General features: G+C 62.7%; 18 protein-coding genes. 7 read left to right on the top strand and 11 right to left on the bottom strand.

Annotated elements, in window-relative coordinates:
* Position 1: 1 nt before the first annotated feature.
* The 6 genes from araG (at position 2) to P9239_RS20750 (ending at position 7,082) form a co-directional block, all read left to right on the top strand.
* The gene (araG, locus tag P9239_RS20775; RefSeq protein WP_404980119.1) at positions 2–1,537 is read left to right on the top strand and encodes an L-arabinose ABC transporter ATP-binding protein AraG; all 1,536 of its coding nucleotides are present in this window, start codon (positions 2–4) and stop codon (positions 1,535–1,537) included.
* Positions 1,538–1,577: 40 nt separating this feature from the next.
* Positions 1,578–2,588: an L-arabinose ABC transporter permease AraH gene (gene araH, locus P9239_RS20770; protein WP_309754402.1), complete on the top strand. Its 1,011-nt coding sequence runs from the start codon at positions 1,578–1,580 to the stop codon at positions 2,586–2,588.
* Positions 2,589–2,688: 100 nt separating this feature from the next.
* Entirely contained in the window at positions 2,689–3,393 is a 705-nt protein-coding gene (locus tag P9239_RS20765; protein WP_309755519.1) for a DUF3348 domain-containing protein, read from the top strand.
* Positions 3,394–3,398: 5 nt separating this feature from the next.
* Positions 3,399–5,864 carry a DUF802 domain-containing protein gene (locus P9239_RS20760; RefSeq protein WP_309754400.1) on the top strand — a complete coding sequence of 822 codons (2,466 nt, stop codon included), beginning with the start codon at positions 3,399–3,401 and terminating at the stop codon, positions 5,862–5,864.
* Positions 5,861–6,508, top strand: a complete 648-nt coding sequence (locus P9239_RS20755) for an OmpA family protein (RefSeq protein ID WP_175946010.1) — start codon at positions 5,861–5,863, stop codon at positions 6,506–6,508. Before P9239_RS20760 ends, P9239_RS20755 begins: the two co-directional genes overlap by 4 nt.
* A gap of 19 nt (positions 6,509–6,527) precedes the next feature.
* Positions 6,528–7,082 carry a DUF2894 domain-containing protein gene (locus P9239_RS20750; protein WP_309755516.1) on the top strand — a complete coding sequence of 185 codons (555 nt, stop codon included), beginning with the start codon at positions 6,528–6,530 and terminating at the stop codon, positions 7,080–7,082.
* Here P9239_RS20750 and P9239_RS20745 read toward each other — a convergent pair.
* The 6 genes from P9239_RS20745 to P9239_RS20720 all read right to left on the bottom strand — a co-directional run bounded on the left by P9239_RS20745 (position 7,079) and on the right by P9239_RS20720 (position 12,844).
* On the bottom strand, positions 7,079–8,077 hold the full coding sequence (locus P9239_RS20745; RefSeq protein ID WP_309754398.1) for a transketolase family protein: 999 nt from the start codon (positions 8,075–8,077) through the stop codon (positions 7,079–7,081). The two genes, P9239_RS20750 and P9239_RS20745, sit on opposite strands and share 4 nt — an antisense overlap.
* Before the next feature lie 27 nt (positions 8,078–8,104).
* Entirely contained in the window at positions 8,105–8,941 is an 837-nt protein-coding gene (locus P9239_RS20740) for a transketolase (RefSeq protein WP_309754396.1), read from the bottom strand.
* Positions 8,942–8,973: 32 nt separating this feature from the next.
* Positions 8,974–10,302: an MFS transporter gene (locus tag P9239_RS20735; RefSeq protein WP_309754395.1), complete on the bottom strand. Its 1,329-nt coding sequence runs from the start codon at positions 10,300–10,302 to the stop codon at positions 8,974–8,976.
* An 86-nt stretch (positions 10,303–10,388) separates the two neighbouring features.
* Entirely contained in the window at positions 10,389–11,138 is a 750-nt protein-coding gene (locus tag P9239_RS20730) for an SDR family NAD(P)-dependent oxidoreductase (protein ID WP_309754394.1), read from the bottom strand.
* 164 nt (positions 11,139–11,302) lie between these two features.
* Complete coding sequence (locus P9239_RS20725) at positions 11,303–11,890, bottom strand: peroxidase-related enzyme (RefSeq protein WP_309754392.1); 588 nt, start codon at positions 11,888–11,890, stop codon at positions 11,303–11,305.
* A gap of 687 nt (positions 11,891–12,577) precedes the next feature.
* Positions 12,578–12,844, bottom strand: coding sequence for a DUF6566 family protein (locus tag P9239_RS20720; RefSeq protein WP_309754390.1), 267 nt, complete (start codon positions 12,842–12,844; stop codon positions 12,578–12,580).
* 110 nt (positions 12,845–12,954) lie between these two features.
* Between P9239_RS20720 and P9239_RS20715 the strand changes: the two genes are divergently transcribed.
* Positions 12,955–13,266, top strand: coding sequence for a hypothetical protein (locus P9239_RS20715; RefSeq protein ID WP_309754388.1), 312 nt, complete (start codon positions 12,955–12,957; stop codon positions 13,264–13,266).
* Positions 13,267–13,276: 10 nt separating this feature from the next.
* Here P9239_RS20715 and P9239_RS20710 read toward each other — a convergent pair whose 3' ends face one another.
* From P9239_RS20710 to P9239_RS20690, 5 genes are all read right to left on the bottom strand, one after another.
* Positions 13,277–13,732, bottom strand: coding sequence for a YaiI/YqxD family protein (locus P9239_RS20710; protein WP_309754387.1), 456 nt, complete (start codon positions 13,730–13,732; stop codon positions 13,277–13,279).
* Positions 13,733–13,808: 76 nt separating this feature from the next.
* Positions 13,809–14,066 carry a hypothetical protein gene (locus tag P9239_RS20705; protein WP_309754385.1) on the bottom strand — a complete coding sequence of 86 codons (258 nt, stop codon included), beginning with the start codon at positions 14,064–14,066 and terminating at the stop codon, positions 13,809–13,811.
* A 54-nt stretch (positions 14,067–14,120) separates the two neighbouring features.
* A complete protein-coding gene (locus P9239_RS20700) occupies positions 14,121–14,330 on the bottom strand; it encodes a YjzC family protein (protein WP_309754383.1) in 210 nt (69 codons plus the stop codon).
* Between the two features lie 40 nt (positions 14,331–14,370).
* Positions 14,371–17,007 carry a PAS domain-containing protein gene (locus P9239_RS20695; RefSeq protein ID WP_309754380.1) on the bottom strand — a complete coding sequence of 879 codons (2,637 nt, stop codon included), beginning with the start codon at positions 17,005–17,007 and terminating at the stop codon, positions 14,371–14,373.
* Between the two features lie 148 nt (positions 17,008–17,155).
* Positions 17,156–17,329, bottom strand: coding sequence for a hypothetical protein (locus P9239_RS20690; protein WP_309754378.1), 174 nt, complete (start codon positions 17,327–17,329; stop codon positions 17,156–17,158).
* Between the last annotated feature and the right edge of the window lie 74 nt (positions 17,330–17,403).

The raw sequence follows: 17,403 nt of genomic DNA, 5'->3' as shown, positions 1-17,403 counted from the left end.
CATGAATACCACGACGGACGACGCGACCCTCGCGCCGGTGCATGAGGAGCGCGGCGCTTACATGGAACTCGACGGCATCACCGTCAGCTTCCCCGGCGTGCGCGCGCTCGACGGCGTGTCGCTGTCAGTGCGCGCGGGCGAAGTGCACGGCTTGATGGGCGAGAACGGTGCAGGTAAATCGACGTTGCTCAAGGTGCTCTCGGGCGTCAACAAGCCGCAGGCGGGAACGCTGAAGCTCGACGGCGCCGAGCATCGCTTTGCTACCACGCGCGAGGCGATTGCAGCAGGCATCGCGATCATCTATCAGGAACTGCACCTCGTGCCGGAACTGACGGTGGCCGAGAACCTGATGCTCGGGCAATTGCCGAATCGCGCGGGCGTGCTCGACGAACGCGCGCTCGTCAAACGCGCGATGGCCGAACTCGAACGCCTCGGTGAACGCATCGATCCGCGCACGCCGGTGAAGAATCTGTCGATCGGCCAGCGGCAGATGATCGAGATCGGTAAAGCGTTGATGCGCGACGCGCGCGTGATCGCGTTCGACGAACCGACGAGTTCGCTGTCCGCGCGCGAGACCAAGCAACTGTTTCGCATCATCGACGCGCTGCGCGCCGATGGCCGTGCGATCATCTATGTCACGCATCGCATGGACGAAGTCTACGAACTGTGCGACCGCGTGACCGTGTTCCGCGATGGCCGCCGCATCGAGACGTTCGATTCCGTCGCGGGCCTCTCTCGCGACCGGTTGATCGCATGCATGGTCGGACGGTCGATTGCCGACGTCTATGGCTACCGTTCGCGCGAAGCCGGCGACGTGATGATCGAAGCAAAGGGTCTGCTCGGACCGGGCCTTTCCGAGCCGGTGTCTTTCAGCGCGCGGCGCGGCGAGATCCTCGGCTTCTTCGGTCTCGTCGGCGCGGGGCGCTCGGAATTGATGAAGCTGCTTTACGGCGCGACGAAAGCGAGCGAAGGGCATGTGGAACTGAAAGGCAAGCGCGTGTCGTTTTCGAGTCCGCGCGATGCAGTGCGTGCGGGCATCGCGCTATGCCCCGAAGATCGCAAGCAGGAAGGCATCGTCGCGATCGCGTCGGTTGCCGATAACTTGAATATCAGCGCGCGCCGCCATTTCAGCCCCGCGCGTTTCCTGCTCGACGCGCGCCGCGAACGTGCGCTCGCGCAGGAGTACATCGCGAAGCTCGCCATCAAGACACGTAGCGGTGAGACCGCTATCGGCACGCTATCGGGCGGCAATCAGCAGAAGGTGATTCTCTCGCGCTGGCTTGCCGAACGCATCGATGTGTTCCTGATGGACGAGCCGACGCGCGGCATCGATGTAGGCGCGCGTGCCGAGATCTACAACCTTCTGTATGAGCTTGCCGAAGCCGGACGCACGGTGATTCTCGTGTCGAGCGATCTGGCCGAGGTGATCGGCGTGTCGGATCGCATCATCGTGATGAAGGAAGGACGCATTGCCGGCGCGCTGCCGAAGGCGCAAGCCACGCCGGACGAACTGATCAAGCTCGCATTGCCCCGCTGACTGCTGACTCCAGCGGCGGACCCGGAAAGACGAAATACATTTGAGCCAAGCCATGCAAACTCCAGGCACTTCCTCCACGAGCGATGCTCACGCGCCCATTGCGCCCTCGCAGGCGCGCATGTGGGACCTCATCAACAAGTCGGGCATCGTGGTGGTGTTCCTGGTGCTGTTCGCCGTGCTCTCCGTCACGGTGCCGGGCTTTCTGACACCCCGGAATATCCAGGGGCTGTTGCTTTCGGTGACGCTGATCGGCTCGATCGCGGTCACGATGATGTTCGTGCTCGCGCTCGGCGAAGTCGATCTGTCGGTGGCGTCCATCGTCGCGTTCGCGGGCGTGATGGCATCGACCGTGATTACCGCGACGCATAGCGTCGTGCTCGGGATCACGGCGGGCGTGCTCGCGGGCGGCGCGGTCGGGCTCGTGAACGGCGTGCTGATCGCGCGTTTCAAGATCAACTCGCTGATTGCCACGCTCGCGATGATGGAAGCGGTGCGCGGACTCGCGTTCCTTACGTCCAACGGCGACGCGGTGATGATTTCCGAGGAACGGTTCTTCGATCTCGGCGGCGGCTCGTTCCTCGGCATCTCGTATCCGATCTGGAGCAACATCATCGGCTTCGTCGTCTTCGGCTTTCTGCTGAAGAAGACTGTGTTCGGCAAGAACGTGCTGGCAGTGGGCGGCAACAGCGAAGCGGCCGTGCTGGCGGGCCTGCCGGTCACGCGCATCAAGATCACCGTGTTCGTGCTGCAAGGGCTCGTGACCGGTTTCGCGGGCGTGATGCTCGCGTCGCGCATGAGTCTTGGCGATCCGAAAACGTCGGTCGGACTCGAGCTTGGCGTGATTTCCGCGTGCGTGCTGGGCGGCGTGTCGCTTACGGGCGGCGTCGCGACCATCTCGGGCGTGCTGGTCGGCGTGCTGATCATGGGCGCGGTGCAGGACGCCATGAGTCTGCTCAACGTGCCGACGTTCTATCAATACCTCATTCGCGGCGGCATTCTGTTGCTCGCGGTGCTGTTCGACCAGTTCAGGCGCAGCAAGCGGGCGGTGTGAGCAGACGCGCTTTCACCGGCCGCAAACTATGACAAAAACGCCTCGAAACTAGGCAGACACCCGGCACCGTGTAAACTAACGGGTTTTTGCCTGCGGTCTTATCGTGCAAGCCCCCACGCGCACGGCGATCAGCGGGCCGGCGCTCGTGCGCCTGCTCGCGCGTTTCGCCGATCTCGACGTCCACGCACCCGGTTCGTCCCTGTCGGACCGCCTGAGCCAGTGGCTCGGCTGGACCGATGCCATTGCGCTCTCCACCGCGCTCAGCGGCGATCCGCCCGCCATTCCCGGCGCGCGATCCGCATCCGACGGCGAAGAACACGCCTGCACGCGCGTGCGCGCTTCGCTCACGAACGCCATCGTCGGCGGCAAGGCGAACGCCTCGGGCGCTCACCGGCATCGCGCGCCGGTGCAGGCGCCTCGCCCGGATCCGACCGTGGAGTACGCCGTTTATCGCCAGCGGTATCTGTCGCTGCAACAGGCGATGGAATCGGAGATAGGCGCGTTGCGTGCGCGCGTGCGCGCGGTGCTCGCGGCGAAGTCGACGCGCATGGCGCGTCTTGCCGTGGTCGATGCCGTGATGGAGCAGGCGCTCGCCGCACGCGAACGCACGCTGCTGGCTCAGGCGCCCGCGCTGCTCGGCAAGCACTTTCAACGCATGCGCAGCGCCCATCAGGCGTCTCCTGATGATGCAGCCGCATGGCTCGGCGTCTTCGAACAGGACATGCAAAGCGTCCTGCTCGCCGAATTGCACGTACGTTTCCAACCGGTCGATGGTTTGCTTGCGGCATGCCAAACCGCTCACTGAATGCTATGCCCCGATATCTTCTGAATGTAGCCGTCTTTCTGGTGGGCCTGCTGGCCGTCTGCGGTATAGCCATTGGTTATATGGGCTCGAATGCGCTCGCGCTTGCTGTCACGCTCGTGATCGGCGCGTGCTATCTCGTAGGCGCTTCCGAACTGCAGCGCTATCAGCAGAAGACGCGTGAGCTCGCGCAGGCCGTCGGCGCATTGAACGCGACGCCCGCGAGCCTCGCGTCCTGGCTCGATCAGGTGCCGGCGGGTCTGCGTCATGCCGTGCGCTCGCGCGTGGAAGGCGAACGCGCCGCGCTGCCCGGTCCCGCGCTCGCGCCGTATCTCGCGGGCCTGCTGGTGCTGCTGGGGATGCTCGGCACGCTGCTCGGCATGGTGGCCACATTGCGCGGCACGGGCGCGGCGCTCGAAAGCTCGACCGATCTCGCGGCCATACGCGCATCGCTCGCCGCGCCGGTCACGGGCCTGGGCTTCGCGTTCGGCACGTCGATAGCGGGCGTCGCGACATCGGCGATGCTCGGGCTGCTTTCCACGCTTTGCCGTCGGGAACGCCTGCATGTCACGCAGTTGCTCGACATGAAGACTGCGACGACGCTGCGGCCTTTCACACAGACGTATCAACGTGAAGAGACGTTGCGGCTGTTGCAGCGTCAGACCGAGGTCATGCCGAAGCTCGTCGATCGGCTGCAAGCGATGATGAGCGCAATGGAACAGCAGAGCGCCGCGGCGAATGAACGGCAACTCGCGAACCAGACCGCGTTTCACGCAAACACGGAGACGGCGTATCGTCGCCTTGCGACTTCGGTGGAACTGTCTTTGAAGCAAAGCGTAGCCGACAGCGCGCGTGCAGCGAGCGCCGCCTTGCAGCCCGTGATGCAGGCCACGATGGACGGCATCGCGCGCGAAGCGAAGACGCTGCACGGCAGCATCGAACAGGCCGTCATGCGTCAACTCGATGGCTTGTCGAACGGCTTCGAGGCATCGGCGCAGAACATCGCAGCTATCTGGGACCGCTCGCTGCAAGGGCATCAGGCAGCGAACGAGGCGCTTGTCGAGAAGATGGATGCTTCGCTGAACCGCTTCACACGAGTTTTCGAAGAGCGCTCTTCTACGCTGATCGAGGACGTGTACTCGCGCATGAGCGGTGTGTCGAGTGCGCTGCAAAGCTCGGTCGAACTGACAGCGGACAAATTGAACGCGTCGCTTCTGAAGCATGAAGAGGCAAGCGCGGCGCTCGTCGTGCAGACGGGTGCGTCATTGGACCGCTTCGCGCAGGCCGTGGACGAGCGGTCGCGCAATCTGGCCGCCGGCATGGCGACGCACTTCGATGGCGTATCGACCGAACTGCATGAATGCGTCGAGAAGATCGCGGCCACGTTGAATGATTCGATAGCGAAGCACGAACAGGCGAGCACTGCGCTAGTCGCGCAGACAGGCGCCTCGCTCGATGGATTCGCGAGCCGTTTCGAAGCCCGCGCGAGCGATTTGCTCGAAGGCTTCTCGTCGCGGCTCGAAAGCACGTCCGACGGTATGTCGGAAGCCTGGAAGAGCGCGCTCATCGCGCAACAGCAGGCGGGCGAGCAGCTTGCCACGCAACAACGAGGCGCACTGGATGCGGCCGCCGCGCGATTCGAAGCGCATTCGGAAGCGCTCGTGCGTTCGGTCGATGAAGCACATGAGAAGCTCGCCGCGCAGCTTGCATCGAATAACGACGCGCGCCTGAGCGCATGGACCGATGCGCTCGGCGCCGTATCGGCGAACCTGCGCGATGAATGGCAGCAGATGAGTACATTTGTCGAGCGCCGCCAGCAGGAAACCTGCGAGACGCTCGCACGCACGGCACGCGAGATGTCGGAGGCATCGCAGTCGCATGCGAGCGGTCTCATCGCCGAAATCGAAAGACTCATCCAGGCGGCATCGCAAGCGCCCAAGGCTGCGGCAGAAGTGGTCGCGGAATTGCGGCAGATGCTGTCCGAATCCATGGTTCGCGATACCGCGATGCTGGAGGACCGCAGCCGCTTGCTCGCGACACTCGAGACGCTGCTCGATGCGGTGAATCTCGCGTCCACCGAACAACGCACGGCGGTTGATGCGCTCATCTCCACGTCGACCGATCTGCTTTCGCGCGCCGGCGCGCAGTTCAGCGAGAAGGTTGAAACCGAAGGCGCGAAGATCGGCGCGGTGGCCGCGCAAGTCACCGGCAGCGCGGTCGAAGTCGCGAGCCTGGGCGAAGCGTTGAGCGCGGCGGTCGAGTCGTTCGGCGCGGCCAACGAAACGCTCGTCACGCATTTGCAGCGCATCGAAACCGCGCTCGACAAGACGCTCTCGCGCAGCGACGAGCAACTGGCCTACTACGTCGCGCAGGCGCGCGAAGTCATCGACCTGAGCGTGATGTCGCAGAAACAGATCGTCGAGGACTTGCAGCGTATCGCCGGACAGCGTGAGTTGGCCGGAGCGCGCGCATGAACGAAGAACTCGATGGCGGCATCGAGAGCGCCGCCCCGATCTGGGCCGCGTTCGCCGATCTGATGTCGGTGCTTCTCGGCGCATTCGTGCTGATACTGGTCGCCGTGATCGGCGTGCAATTGCAACTCTCGACGAAGCTCGAACAGGCCGTGAAGGAGCGGCAGCAAGAAGCGCAGCGGCGCAAGACGCTCGAACAGGCGCTCGCGGGACCGCTCGCGTCGGGGCGCGTCACGCTCGTGAACGGCCGCATCGGGATCAGCGGCAACGTGCTCTTCGCGCTCAATTCGGATCAGTTGCAACCGCAGGGACGCGATGTGCTTAAGAGCCTCGCCGGGCCGCTGTCCGCCTATCTCGGCACGCACGATCAAGTGCTGATGGTGAGCGGGTTCGCCGACGACCAGCAAGTGCGCGAAGGCAATCGTCGCTTTGCGGACAACTGGGAACTGTCAGCCAAGCGCGCGTTGACCGTGACGCGCGCACTGATCGATGCGGGCGTGGCGCCGTCATCGGTATTCGCGGCGGCGTTCGGTTCCGAGCAACCCGTCAGTTCGAATGCCGACGACGAGGGCCGCGCGAAAAACCGACGGGTCGAAATCTCTGCGGTGCCCCGTCCAACGAATTCGCTGGTGAAACCTCGTGGGTGACCGCCTGGATGCCCGCGCGATGCTCGACGCATGGCGTGCGCGCGGCGAAGACCGCGTGAATCCGGTGCGCTATCGGTTCATCGAGGCGCTCACGCGGCGCGCGGCGTTGCATGAAGGCGAGGCGAGACGCATCATCGACGCGCGCCTGTCAACGCTGCTGACTGACTATGCGGATACGGTCGCTCAGGCAATGGCCGAACGTGCCGATGATGCACATGCGCAGAAAGGGCCGCTCGCCACCTTGCTCGACGACATGGCGCTTCATGCGGCCACGCATCCGTCGCATGAAGAACTGCTGGAGTACATGCGTGGCGTCTGGTCGAAGGTCAGCGCCGAGCGGCAGTTGCGCGAATCGCAGCAGAAGGTGCCGAAGAACGCGGGTCCGCTCAATTCGAACAGCCTAGTGCATCGTTCGCTTGCTTTGATGCGTGAAGCGTCGCCGGAGTATTTGCAGCACTTTCTCGCGTACGTCGAAACGCTTTCATGGATGGAAGAGATGACAGGCGCGAACGCGCCTGCCGCAAAGGATGCGCCGCGCGCGAGAAAGCCTGCGCGCGGGCGTAGTGCGTCTTAGTCGAGCCAGCCCTTGATGGTGTCCGACATCACGTTCGTCGAAATGCCGTAGCGGTCGTGCAGGGTAGGCAGCGCGCCTGCATCGAGGAACGCGTCGGGCAGCGCGATCTGTCGGAACGCGGGCGTCACGCCGGCGTTCAGGAGCGTGCAGGCGACCGCTTCTCCGAGACCACCGATCACCGTATGATTCTCCGCCACCACCACGAGTCGGCCTGTGCGCCGCGCTTCCCGAATGATCGTTTCCGTGTCGAGCGGCTTGATAGTCGGCACGTGCAGCACGGCCACATCGATGTTATCGGCTTCGAGCGCCTTCGCCGTTTCAAGTGCACGCATCGTTAGTAATCCGGAGGAAATGATCAGCACATCCGAGCCGTCGCGCAGCATCTTCGCCTTGCCGAGCTCGAACTGATAGCCGTATTCGTCCAGCACGGCAGGCACGTTGCCGCGCAAGAGCCGCGCGTAAACCGGCCCTTTGTGCGCGGCGATGGCCGGCACCATCTGTTCGATGTCGAGCGCATCGCAGGGATCGATGACGGTCATGTTTGGCATCGCACGCATAAGCGCGAGGTCTTCGGCTGCCTGATGGCTCGGGCCGTAGCCCGTCGTCAGTCCCGGCAGCGCGGCGACGATTTTCACGTCGAGATTGTCTTCCGCGATGGTCTGATGAATGAAGTCATACGCGCGGCGCGTGGCGAAAACGGCGTATGTCGTGACGAACGGCTGCGCGCCTTCATGTGCGAAGCCGGCGGCGGCGCCCATCAACAACTGCTCGGCCATGCCCATCTGGTAATAGCGGTCAGGGAATGCCTTGCCGAAGATATGCAGGTCCGTGTATTTGCCGAGATCGGCCGTCATGCCGATCACGTTCGTCTTCGTGCGCGCCAGTTCCGCGAGCGCGTGGCCGAACGGCGCCGAGCGCGTGACTTGTCCTTCGCCCGCGATAGACGCGATCATCGCGGAGGTCTTCAAACGCGGTTTCTTTTCGATGGTGCTCATGCTGTTCTCCTGCTTGAGTTCTTCGGCTTACCGGCTGGATTCGAGTGCTTCGAGCGCGAGCTTCCACTCGTGCGCATCGACCCGGATGAAGTGATTCTTCTCGCGCTGTTCGAGAAACGGCACGCCGCAGCCCATTTTCGTATCGCATACGATGATGCGCGGCTTCGCTTCTTTCAGATTTCGCGCGTTGTCGAAGGCTTGCTTTACGGCGTCGATATCATTGCCGTTCACGCGCTGCACATACCAACCGAACGCCTCGAGCTTCGGCAGGAGCGGCTCGAAGGCCATGATCTGCGTGGACGGACCATCGGCTTGCTGATTGTTGACGTCGATCATTGCGATCAGGTTGTCGAGCTTCCAGTGCGCGGCGGACATCAAGCCTTCCCAGATCGCGCCCTCGTCGAGTTCGCCATCGGAGAAAAGCGTATAGACGAAGGATTTCGACTTCTTGCGCTTAAGCCCGAGGCACCGGCCCACTGCAATGGTGAGACCTTGTCCCAGCGAGCCGCCCGACATTTCCATGCCGGGCGTGTAGCTCGCCATGCCGGACATCGGCAGGCGGCTGTCGTCGCTGCCATAAGTTTCGAGTTCCTCTTGCGGCAGAATGCCGGCTTCGAAAAGCGCCGCGTACAGCGCAATCGCATAGTGACCGTTCGAGAGCAGGAAGCGGTCGCGCGCTTCCCATTCCGGATCTTCGGGGCGGTAGTTCATCGCGCCGAAGTAACTCACTGCCAGTACATCGGCGATATCGAGTGCCTGCCCGATATAGCCTTGACCCTGCACTTCGCCCATCAAAAGGGCGTTGCGGCGAATGCGATAGGCGCGCTCGGCGAGCGTCACCTCCTCGATAACGGGACTGCTCATGTTCGTCTCCTTGAGATAATGTATAGGCATACTTATCGATTGACGGTCCTGGCGGGCACAAAGAAAACCAGCGCCGCGCCGACCACGACAGCAGCAGCGATGAAGATCAGCCCCGCTGTGGACTTGCCCGTGAAATCGTTGAGCCAGCCGACGATGGCGGGCGAAAAGAAGCCCGCGAGGTTGGCGAAGCAGTTGACCGCGGCGATTCCTGCCGCCGCCGACATTCCGCCGAGCACGGCCGTAGGCAGCGACCAAAATTGCGACGACGAAGCCAAAATGCCCGCAGCGGCCACGCTCACACACACGATGGATGCGCCCACGCTGCCGAGCATCGGCAAGGTGGCGAAGCCGGCGGCGGCGATCAGCATCGGAATGGCCAGATGCAGGCGACGTTCGCGGCGCTTGTCGGCGCTCGCCCCGATCAGCGGAAGCGCGATGATGGCGCACAGATAAGGAATCGCGGTGAAGATGCCGACCCACAGCGGGTCCGCCACGCCGGCACGACGCACGATGGTCGGCAGCCAGAACGTGAGGCCGTATTGACCGAGCACGACGCAGAAGTAGATCGCGGCCATGAGCCACAGGCGCCGGTCGCCGATGAATGCACGGATCGACACGTGTTCGAGCTTTTGCGCGTTGTCCTTCTCCACGTTGCGAGCGAGGAGCGTCTTTTCGGCATCGGTGAGCCACTTGGCACTGGCAATGCCGTTGTCGAGATAGAAGAGAATCACGACGCCCAGCACGAGCGACGGCAATGCTTCGAGCAGGAAGAGCCACTTCCATCCCGCGAGTCCATGCACGCCTTGAAGCGCATGCATGATGTAACCGGAAAGCGGGCCGCCGATGATGCCCGCGAGCGGGATCGCCATGAAAAACAGCGACAGGGCCTTCGCACGCCGCGCGGCGGGAAACCAGTACGTCAGATAAAGAATGACGCCGGGCGCGAAGCCCGCCTCGGCTACGCCCAAGAAGAAGCGCAGGATATAGAACATCGTAGGCGACTTCACGAATACGAAGCTCGCGGAAATCACCGCCCAAGTCAGCATGATGCGGGCGAGCCAGTTGCGCGCGCCTACCTTGTGAAGGATGACGTTGCTTGGGACTTCGAACAGGAAATAGCCGAGAAAGAAGATCCCTGCGCCAATGCCATAGACGGTTTCGGAGAAGCGCAGGTCATTGAGCATTTGCAGCTTGGCAAAGCCCACGTTGACGCGATCCAGATAAGCGCCGAGATAACACAGCATCAGGAATGGAATGAGGCGGCGTCCAACCTTGGCATAGGTCTTTGCCTCAAAGGTGCCGGTGTTTGCCGACGACGGGATATCCGCCGCGAGCGGCGATGTAGTGAAGCGAGATTTCATGCTTGTCTCCTGCCATGACTGGCGTTACGCCCCGGTTGTTCCAGGTGCGCTTCATAAGTCTGCGAATAACGCGGCCACACGCGACATCAATGAATCAGCATTCCTCCGTTCACATCCAGCGTGACGCCGGTGAGATAGCTCGACAGATCGCTTGCAAGGAAAAGGCATGCATTCGCGATGTCGGCGGCATCGCCCAGCCTTCCGAGCGGAATGCCCTTGATGATGTCCGCGCGCATCTCGAGCGTGAGCTTGTCGCCCGTGATGTCCGTCTGAATGAGGCCCGGCGTGATGGAGTTCACGCGGATATGATCGGCGCCGAACTCGCGCGCCATCGCCCGGGCGAGGCCGAGTACGCCTGCCTTCGCCGCGCTGTAATGCGGGCCGCCGAAGATGCCGCCGCCGCGCTGCGCCGATACCGACGACATGCACACGATGCTTCCGCTCTGCTGCTTTCTCATCTGCCCGATGACGGCTTGCGACATGTAGAGCGTGCCGCGCAGATTGACATCGATCACGGCGTCGAAATTGGCCGCGCTGATTTCCAGCGTCTTGATGGGCTGCGTGATGCCGGCGTTATTGATGAGCGCGTCGATGCGGCCGTATTGTTCTATCGTCGCATTCGCGGCGGCGACGCATGCTTCTTTAACGGTGACGTCGCAGGCGAGGCCGAGGTGGCCTTCGCCGATATCACGTGCGGCGCTTTGCGCATCCGCTTCGCGCAGATCGAGAATCACGATGCGTGCGCCTTGCGCCGCGAGCGCCTTGGCGGTGGCCTTGCCGATACCGCGTGCCGAAGCCGCGCCCGTGACGATCACTACCCGATTGTCGAGCAACATTGCTGTCTCCATGATTTGTTCGGTGTGGAGGCAGTTTCGTCGTGTTCGACACAGCGATCAACGCAGTTCGGTTCAACTCATGCTGAGAAAATTTCAGGTGTCGGCGGGAAGGGTTAACCTTGATTCGCTATTGCGGCGCCCGGCTTTTGTGTGAGACGCGAGCCCTACGCGGGGTCCCTGGGAACGCGGCCCATCAGGTAGAACTCGTCGTTGGGCCGCATCGAGATGACATTCGCCATGCGGTTCGACAGGCCGAAAAATGCAGTGATTGCCGCAATGTCCCAGGCGTCTTCGTCGCTGAAGCCGTGCGCATGAAGCGCTGCGAAGTCCGCATCGTCCACCGTGTTCGATGCACTGCATACCTTTAACGCGAAGTCGAGCATCGCTTTCTGACGCGGCGTGATGTCGGCCTTGCGATGATTGACCGCGACCTGATCTGCCACCAGCGCGTTTTTTTCATAGATGCGCAAGATTGCGCCGTGCGCGACGACGCAATAGAGGCATTGATTGACGGCGCTCGTGGCCACCACGATCATCTCGCGCTCACCCTTCGTGAGGCCGCCTTCCTTGAGCATCAACGCATCGTGGTAGGCGAAGAATGCGCGGAACTCGTCAGGCCGATGCGCAAGCGCAAGAAATACATTCGGAACGAACCCGGCTTTCTCCTGTACTTCGAGTATGCGGGCTCGTATATCGTCGGGCCATTCGTGCGGGTTGGGGACGGGATAGCGGCTGATCGGCGTGGTTTTCATGGCGTCTCCGTAAGAGCCTGCATCGGGCTCGCTTACGCAGTATGCCGGAGAGTCGCGCCGCTTGACCAACCCTCTTCCGGCTATTGACCTTGAGCGCCGCCGTTCGTCGTGGAAGGCGCGCCGGGGTGATTGGTCGTGCTGCTGCTGCCGTTTCTGAGCATCGGCTGCATTCCGCCCGCAGAGCCTTGTCCGGGGGAACGCATGCCGTCGCCGGCACCGCCTGTTCCACCGCCCGGTGTGGGCGGCTGCATGCTGGCCGCAGGCCCCTGATTCGCACCGCTGCGTCCCGCCGCCGACGTATCCACCGAAGGGCCGGCGCCCGGGCTTCCGCTGCCGCTTCCAGCGGCCAGCACGGCGCCCGACAGACATAAAGCCACTAGGCCAATTGCTGCCCGCGCTTTCATGGAACCTATCTCCTGGTAACGGCACTCATTCGAACCGCCCCGCGCTGCGTGCAAGTCGCCAGCGGGGGCGGCTTCATATCGCCAATAAGCGCGATCACGGCTGCCGTTGGCCGCCTTGATGCATCGGCTGCTTCTGCTGGTTCTGCTGCTGTTGGCCTTGCGCCTTCCCTTGGTCATTACGCGGGTTGGTCGGGTTCGAATTTCCTTGCTTCGAGGATGGCATTGTTCTCTCCTTTGCAACGTGGTTTGCGACTGACAATTACGCATACCGCGTTCCAGCGCATCAGAATTCGCGCTTCGTGCCGCCATCGGTATGCTGATCGTCGTGGCCCAATCCATAACGTTCGATCAGGCGGTGCGCCCGTTCGACGCCTGCCCGCAGTGCTTCCGCGCGCGTTGCCCAACTCGGGCCCGTCGGTTCGACGTCCGGCAATTGCGCCGGCGCGCCGTTGTGAAGCGCCGAGATCTGCGGTACCCAGTCGCCAGTTTCGTTCTGCTCGATAGTTACCTTGACGTCGTAGCCCTTGAAGGAAAAACTTTCGCTGGTCATGCGTCCTCCGTGCGTAGTGGCGTGGCACAAGCACGCAGCAGACCGCGTGCCTCAGCGCCCTGGTTCGTTCGTTGCTGCGCATTGTTCGGAACGAGAATCAGAAAGAAGACATGAAAGCTACGATCGTCTCGCATGAAGAGCCGCCGGAAACTTCGGCTGCAGAGATTCACCGGTTTAGCTTCAAGCTCGAAGACGGCAACGCGCCGCCGCTGACAGAATCCATTTCGCTCAGGACGGCGCGCGTGATCGTCGATAACCTTCCCGACGGCAATGCGTTCATCAAGATGCTGCAGGCCATCGTGAACGCGCAGCCGGGGCAGTACGATGCGCTTGTCGGCAACGTGTTCCCGGATCATTTCAGCACGAGCCCGAGCGACGATCGCCGTATGCCGGGCCGCAATAGCGAAGGACCGCCGCCTTGAGCAGCCGCGCCTATCCGGCGGCGCGCTGACGCGCGAGAAACTTGTCGAGTTGGGCGGCGAAGCTCTTGCCGTCGCGCGGGCTATAAGGCGGAGGCCCGCCCGTCGCGACGCCGGTGCTGCGCAGTTGGTCCATCATCGAGCGAATGGTCAGGCGCTCTTCAATAGTGTCGTGGCTGAACCACTCGCCGCGCGGGTCGAGTGCGTGTGCGCCCTTGGCCAGTACCGCTGCCGCAAGCGGTATGTCGGCGGTGATGACGAGATCGTCCGCTGCGGCCATTTCGACGATGCGCGCATCCGCGACATCGAAACCGGAAGGCACTTGTACGGACTTGATGTAAGGCGAGGGCGGCGTGCGCAGAAACTGGTTAGCGACCAGCGTCACGCATATTTTGGCGCGCGGCCCCGCGCGAAACAGCATGTCTTTCACGACTGCGGGGCATGCGTCGGCATCGACGAGAATCTGCATGACGTAGGCCGGAATGAGCGAGCGCACATTATGCTGTATGCGCTCGCGTCCAACTCATGTCCCAGTCATGTCCGACTCACGCTTTCGAGTCGGGCTTGCTGCGTGGATGATCGCTGCTCGCAGTGGGATCGACATCCGGGTCGATATGGTCGTTTTCCGGCGTATAAGGCCCTTGTTCGGGATGATCCTTGCCCTTCGGTACGAGCGTCGGGTCCATGCTGCCGTGGCCGCGTTGCTCGATCGTGCCGTCAGGCTTTTCCTTCACTTCACCTTCGCCGATGGCCTCGCGTCGCTTGTCGGCACGCTCGACCGGGTCCGAGGGTTCGGGGTTCATGGCATTGTCCTCGCATAGTGACGAGCGACGCTCACGCGCCACTCTGTGACATCCTTAGTCTCCGCTGCCGAGCTCGCCGTGCTTGTGCGAATGCGTCGCGGCATGCACGAGTTCATAGTGCGCACCCTTGCCGCTTCTCGTCGGCGGGAAGTGTTCGCCTTCCACGCACGTCACTTCGAAAGCGGAATTGCTGTCGCCTTCTTTCACGACGCGATAGATTCCCGATGTCTGTACTTTCTCGCCGGGTTTGTGTTGCTCGGCCATGCATGCCTCCATCTTGGTTGCGTTGCAGAGCACGAAGCAATCACCGTTCCGCGCTTCGGGTGACGGTCAGCGACGACAAGAGCTTGAGAAGACTTTCCACGTTGACCGGCTTCACGAAGTGATAGTCGAAGCCCGCCGATTGCGCGCGCAACCGGTCGTCCGTCTGGCCATAGCCCGTGACGGCGATGAGAAGCGGCGCGCTGTCGCCCTTGCGCCGCAGACGTCGCGCAAGCTCGTATCCGTCGATATCCGGCAATCCGATATCGAGCAATGCCACGTCGGCCTGAAATGCCGCTGCGGATAGCGCCTCTTCGGACGAATACGCCACGCGCGCGACGTGTCCCTCGGATTCGCACAGCATCGCGAGCGAATCGGCGGCGTCGCGGTTATCGTCTACGACGAGCAAGCGCAACGCGGCATGCGTTTCGAGCGCATTGCTCTCGGACAATGCGAGCGCCGAGTGGCGCTCGTGGTGATGCAAACGCGGCAAGCGCACGTTCACGGTGGTGCCGAGTCCCGGTCCCGGGCTTTGCACGGTAATGGTCCCGCTATGCATTTCGACCAGCTTCTTGACGAGCGACAGCCCGATGCCCAGCCCGCCATTCGAGCGGTCGAGGGTGCGTTCGCCTTGCGAGAAGAGTTCGAACACTTTCGGAAGCAGGTCCGACGAGATGCCCGTGCCGGTGTCCGCGATCACGATGGACACCCAATCTTGATCCGCCTTCACGCTGACCGAAATATCGCCGCCTTCGGGCGTGTACTTGCTAGCGTTGTTCAGCACATTGACGAGAATCTGCGAGAGACGCGTAACGTCGCCGCATACCCACGTGGTTGCATCGGGAACATCCACTTGAATGTGTTGGCCGCGCGATTCGACCATGTTCGCGATGGCTTCTACCGCGTGATAAACGGCGGTGCCCACCAGCACCGGCTCGCGCTGCAACGCAATGCGTCCCTGCGTGATACGCGACACTTCCAGCAGATCGTCGACGATGCGCGTCATGTGCTCGACCTGTCTGCGCATCAGTTCGATCAGGTCGTTGGTATGCGAGGACATCTCGTCGTCTTTTTGCAGCAGCGCAATCGCGGTGCGCAACGGCGCAAGCGGATTGCGCAATTCATGCGCGAGCATGGCGAGGAATTCGTCCTTGCGGCGGCCCGATTCGCGCAGCATGAGTTCCATGTGCTTGCGCTCGGTAATGTCGATCATGCTGCCGATGATTCGCAGCGGTTCGCCGTCGTTGCCGCGCTGAAGCAGGGCGCTGCCCTGCATCCATTGTTCGCCGTGCACCTTCTGCACGCGGAATTCGAATTGTTCGTGCGGATCGTCACCGGATGCGAGGCGTCGCACGTAACGGTCGAGCGCAGGGGCATCGTCGGGATGAATGCGGGCGAGCGCCGCTTCGTAAGTGAGTGTCTCGGCGTAATCGGTCCGATCCTCGGCGCTCGTTTCGAAGAGCAGCGTCCAGTTCGCCAATTCCAGCGAGACGATATGAATCTTCGCGGCCTGCATGGCAACGGTCAGACGCAGGCTCCGTGCTTCGATGGCGGCTTGCGCCTCGTATTGCGCCGTGACGTCGGTTGTCGTGCCGAACCATTCCTGTAGTCGGCCGTGCTCGTCGTAGAGCGGCGCGGCGTGCGCCTGAACCATGCGATACGCGCCGTCGCGACGATACATGCGGAAGTTGAGCGTGCGCGGGCCGCCATGGTGCAACGCTTCGAGCCATGCGCGATGCGTGCGCTCGCGATCGTCCGGGTGAATGAAGTTGAGCCAGCCCCAACCGGACAGCCGTTCACGCGGCTCGCCGGTGAACCGCTCCCACTCGCCGCCCGAAGGCCGCACTTCACCGTTCGCGTCCGCAGACCAAACGAGCGCGCCGGTCGATTCCACGAGCGCGCGGTAACGCCGTTCGCTGAAGCTCAACCGTTCCATGTCCGCACGTTGCTCGCTGATGTCGAAACTCACGCCGTGCACGCGGGTGAGGATGCCTTGCGCGTCGAACTCCGGATTGCCGCGCATACGGAGCCAGCGCCGTGAGCCGGGGTCGCCGTTGCGTTTGCAGTCGAGCATGAAGTCGAATTCGAACGGGCCGCCATAACGCAGTGCATCCGCGAGCTTGCGTTGAAAAAGCTCGCGATAATCAGGCGCCACGCGATCCCATATCTCCGAGAGCATCGCCGAATCCGTACCGGGCGGAAACGAGTAGAGGTCCGCAAGCTGCGCCGTCATGCGCACGACGCGCTCTTTCATGTCCCATTCCCATGCGCCCATGCGTGCGCCCGCGAAAGCGGCCTGCAAACGGCGTTCGCTTGCTTCGTAGAGCGCCCACGCGTGCCGGCACTCGTGTATGTCTATTGCGACGCCTACGGTGTCTCCGATCCGTCCGTGCTCGTCGCGGCGCGCCTGCAAATGCAGCGTATGCCAGCGAAACGCGCCGTCCGAACGCAGAAGACGTACGTCGACATTGCGCAGCAGCACGCCGTCGCGCATTTGCCTGAGCGCGTCCAGCACCATGCGTTCGTCTTCCGGATGAACGAACGCTTGCCAGTGTCGGCCGATCAGATCGTCGGAGGAAATGCCGAGATAACGGGATGCCCAGGGATTGGCGTACTGAATGATCCCGTCGCGCGCCGCGCGCCACACGAATGACGGTAGGAAGTGAGCAGGATCGTGCATGAGCGTCCTTGCTTCGGTTGAACAGCGATGTTTATCGCCGTGCGCAGCGCAGTGTCGTGTGTGATGTTGCTTCCAGCATTGTACGAATGTCACGGCACAACGCGCAGGGGCGAAAAGCTGCCCACCGCCTGCGCGCTGCCGCGATCACTTAGCCATCCTCGCCGACGTCGTTCGGTTCGGGCAAGGGCTTGCCGCTGCCGGTCGGGGGTGCGGGTTCGTTCGTCAGGTTCTGCTTTTGCTCGTCGCTAAGCCGGCGGTCCGCCGCCGTTGCGTCGTTGGGCGTCTGCTTGGGCGGAGTCGAACGTTCGGTTTCTTGTGTCATCGGGGCGCTCCTTCGTCATCACTATGCGGGACATCCTGTACACGTTGCATCGAACGTGCCCGCTCAATGCGCGT

This window comes from Caballeronia sp. LZ062, assembly GCF_031450785.1.
Lineage (GTDB): Bacteria > Pseudomonadota > Gammaproteobacteria > Burkholderiales > Burkholderiaceae > Caballeronia.
The sequence above is the reverse complement of the archived record's forward strand: the minus strand, read 5'-3'. Positions and strand labels throughout refer to the sequence as shown.

Coding starts and splice junctions, on each gene's coding strand:
- araG (WP_404980119.1), top strand. CDS start 2: ATGAATACCACGACGGACGACGCGACCCTCGCGCCGGTGCATGAGGAG.
- P9239_RS20710 (WP_309754387.1), bottom strand. CDS start 13,732: ATGCAGATTCTCGTCGATGCCGACGCATGCCCCGCAGTCGTGAAAGAC.
- P9239_RS20760 (WP_309754400.1), top strand. CDS start 3,399: ATGCCCCGATATCTTCTGAATGTAGCCGTCTTTCTGGTGGGCCTGCTG.
- P9239_RS20715 (WP_309754388.1), top strand. CDS start 12,955: ATGAAAGCTACGATCGTCTCGCATGAAGAGCCGCCGGAAACTTCGGCT.
- P9239_RS20735 (WP_309754395.1), bottom strand. CDS start 10,302: ATGAAATCTCGCTTCACTACATCGCCGCTCGCGGCGGATATCCCGTCG.
- P9239_RS20690 (WP_309754378.1), bottom strand. CDS start 17,329: ATGACACAAGAAACCGAACGTTCGACTCCGCCCAAGCAGACGCCCAAC.
- P9239_RS20695 (WP_309754380.1), bottom strand. CDS start 17,007: ATGCACGATCCTGCTCACTTCCTACCGTCATTCGTGTGGCGCGCGGCG.
- P9239_RS20730 (WP_309754394.1), bottom strand. CDS start 11,138: ATGTTGCTCGACAATCGGGTAGTGATCGTCACGGGCGCGGCTTCGGCA.
- P9239_RS20750 (WP_309755516.1), top strand. CDS start 6,528: ATGCTCGACGCATGGCGTGCGCGCGGCGAAGACCGCGTGAATCCGGTG.
- P9239_RS20755 (WP_175946010.1), top strand. CDS start 5,861: ATGAACGAAGAACTCGATGGCGGCATCGAGAGCGCCGCCCCGATCTGG.
- P9239_RS20725 (WP_309754392.1), bottom strand. CDS start 11,890: ATGAAAACCACGCCGATCAGCCGCTATCCCGTCCCCAACCCGCACGAA.
- P9239_RS20740 (WP_309754396.1), bottom strand. CDS start 8,941: ATGAGCAGTCCCGTTATCGAGGAGGTGACGCTCGCCGAGCGCGCCTAT.
- P9239_RS20705 (WP_309754385.1), bottom strand. CDS start 14,066: ATGAACCCCGAACCCTCGGACCCGGTCGAGCGTGCCGACAAGCGACGC.
- P9239_RS20700 (WP_309754383.1), bottom strand. CDS start 14,330: ATGGCCGAGCAACACAAACCCGGCGAGAAAGTACAGACATCGGGAATC.
- P9239_RS20720 (WP_309754390.1), bottom strand. CDS start 12,844: ATGACCAGCGAAAGTTTTTCCTTCAAGGGCTACGACGTCAAGGTAACT.
- P9239_RS20745 (WP_309754398.1), bottom strand. CDS start 8,077: ATGAGCACCATCGAAAAGAAACCGCGTTTGAAGACCTCCGCGATGATC.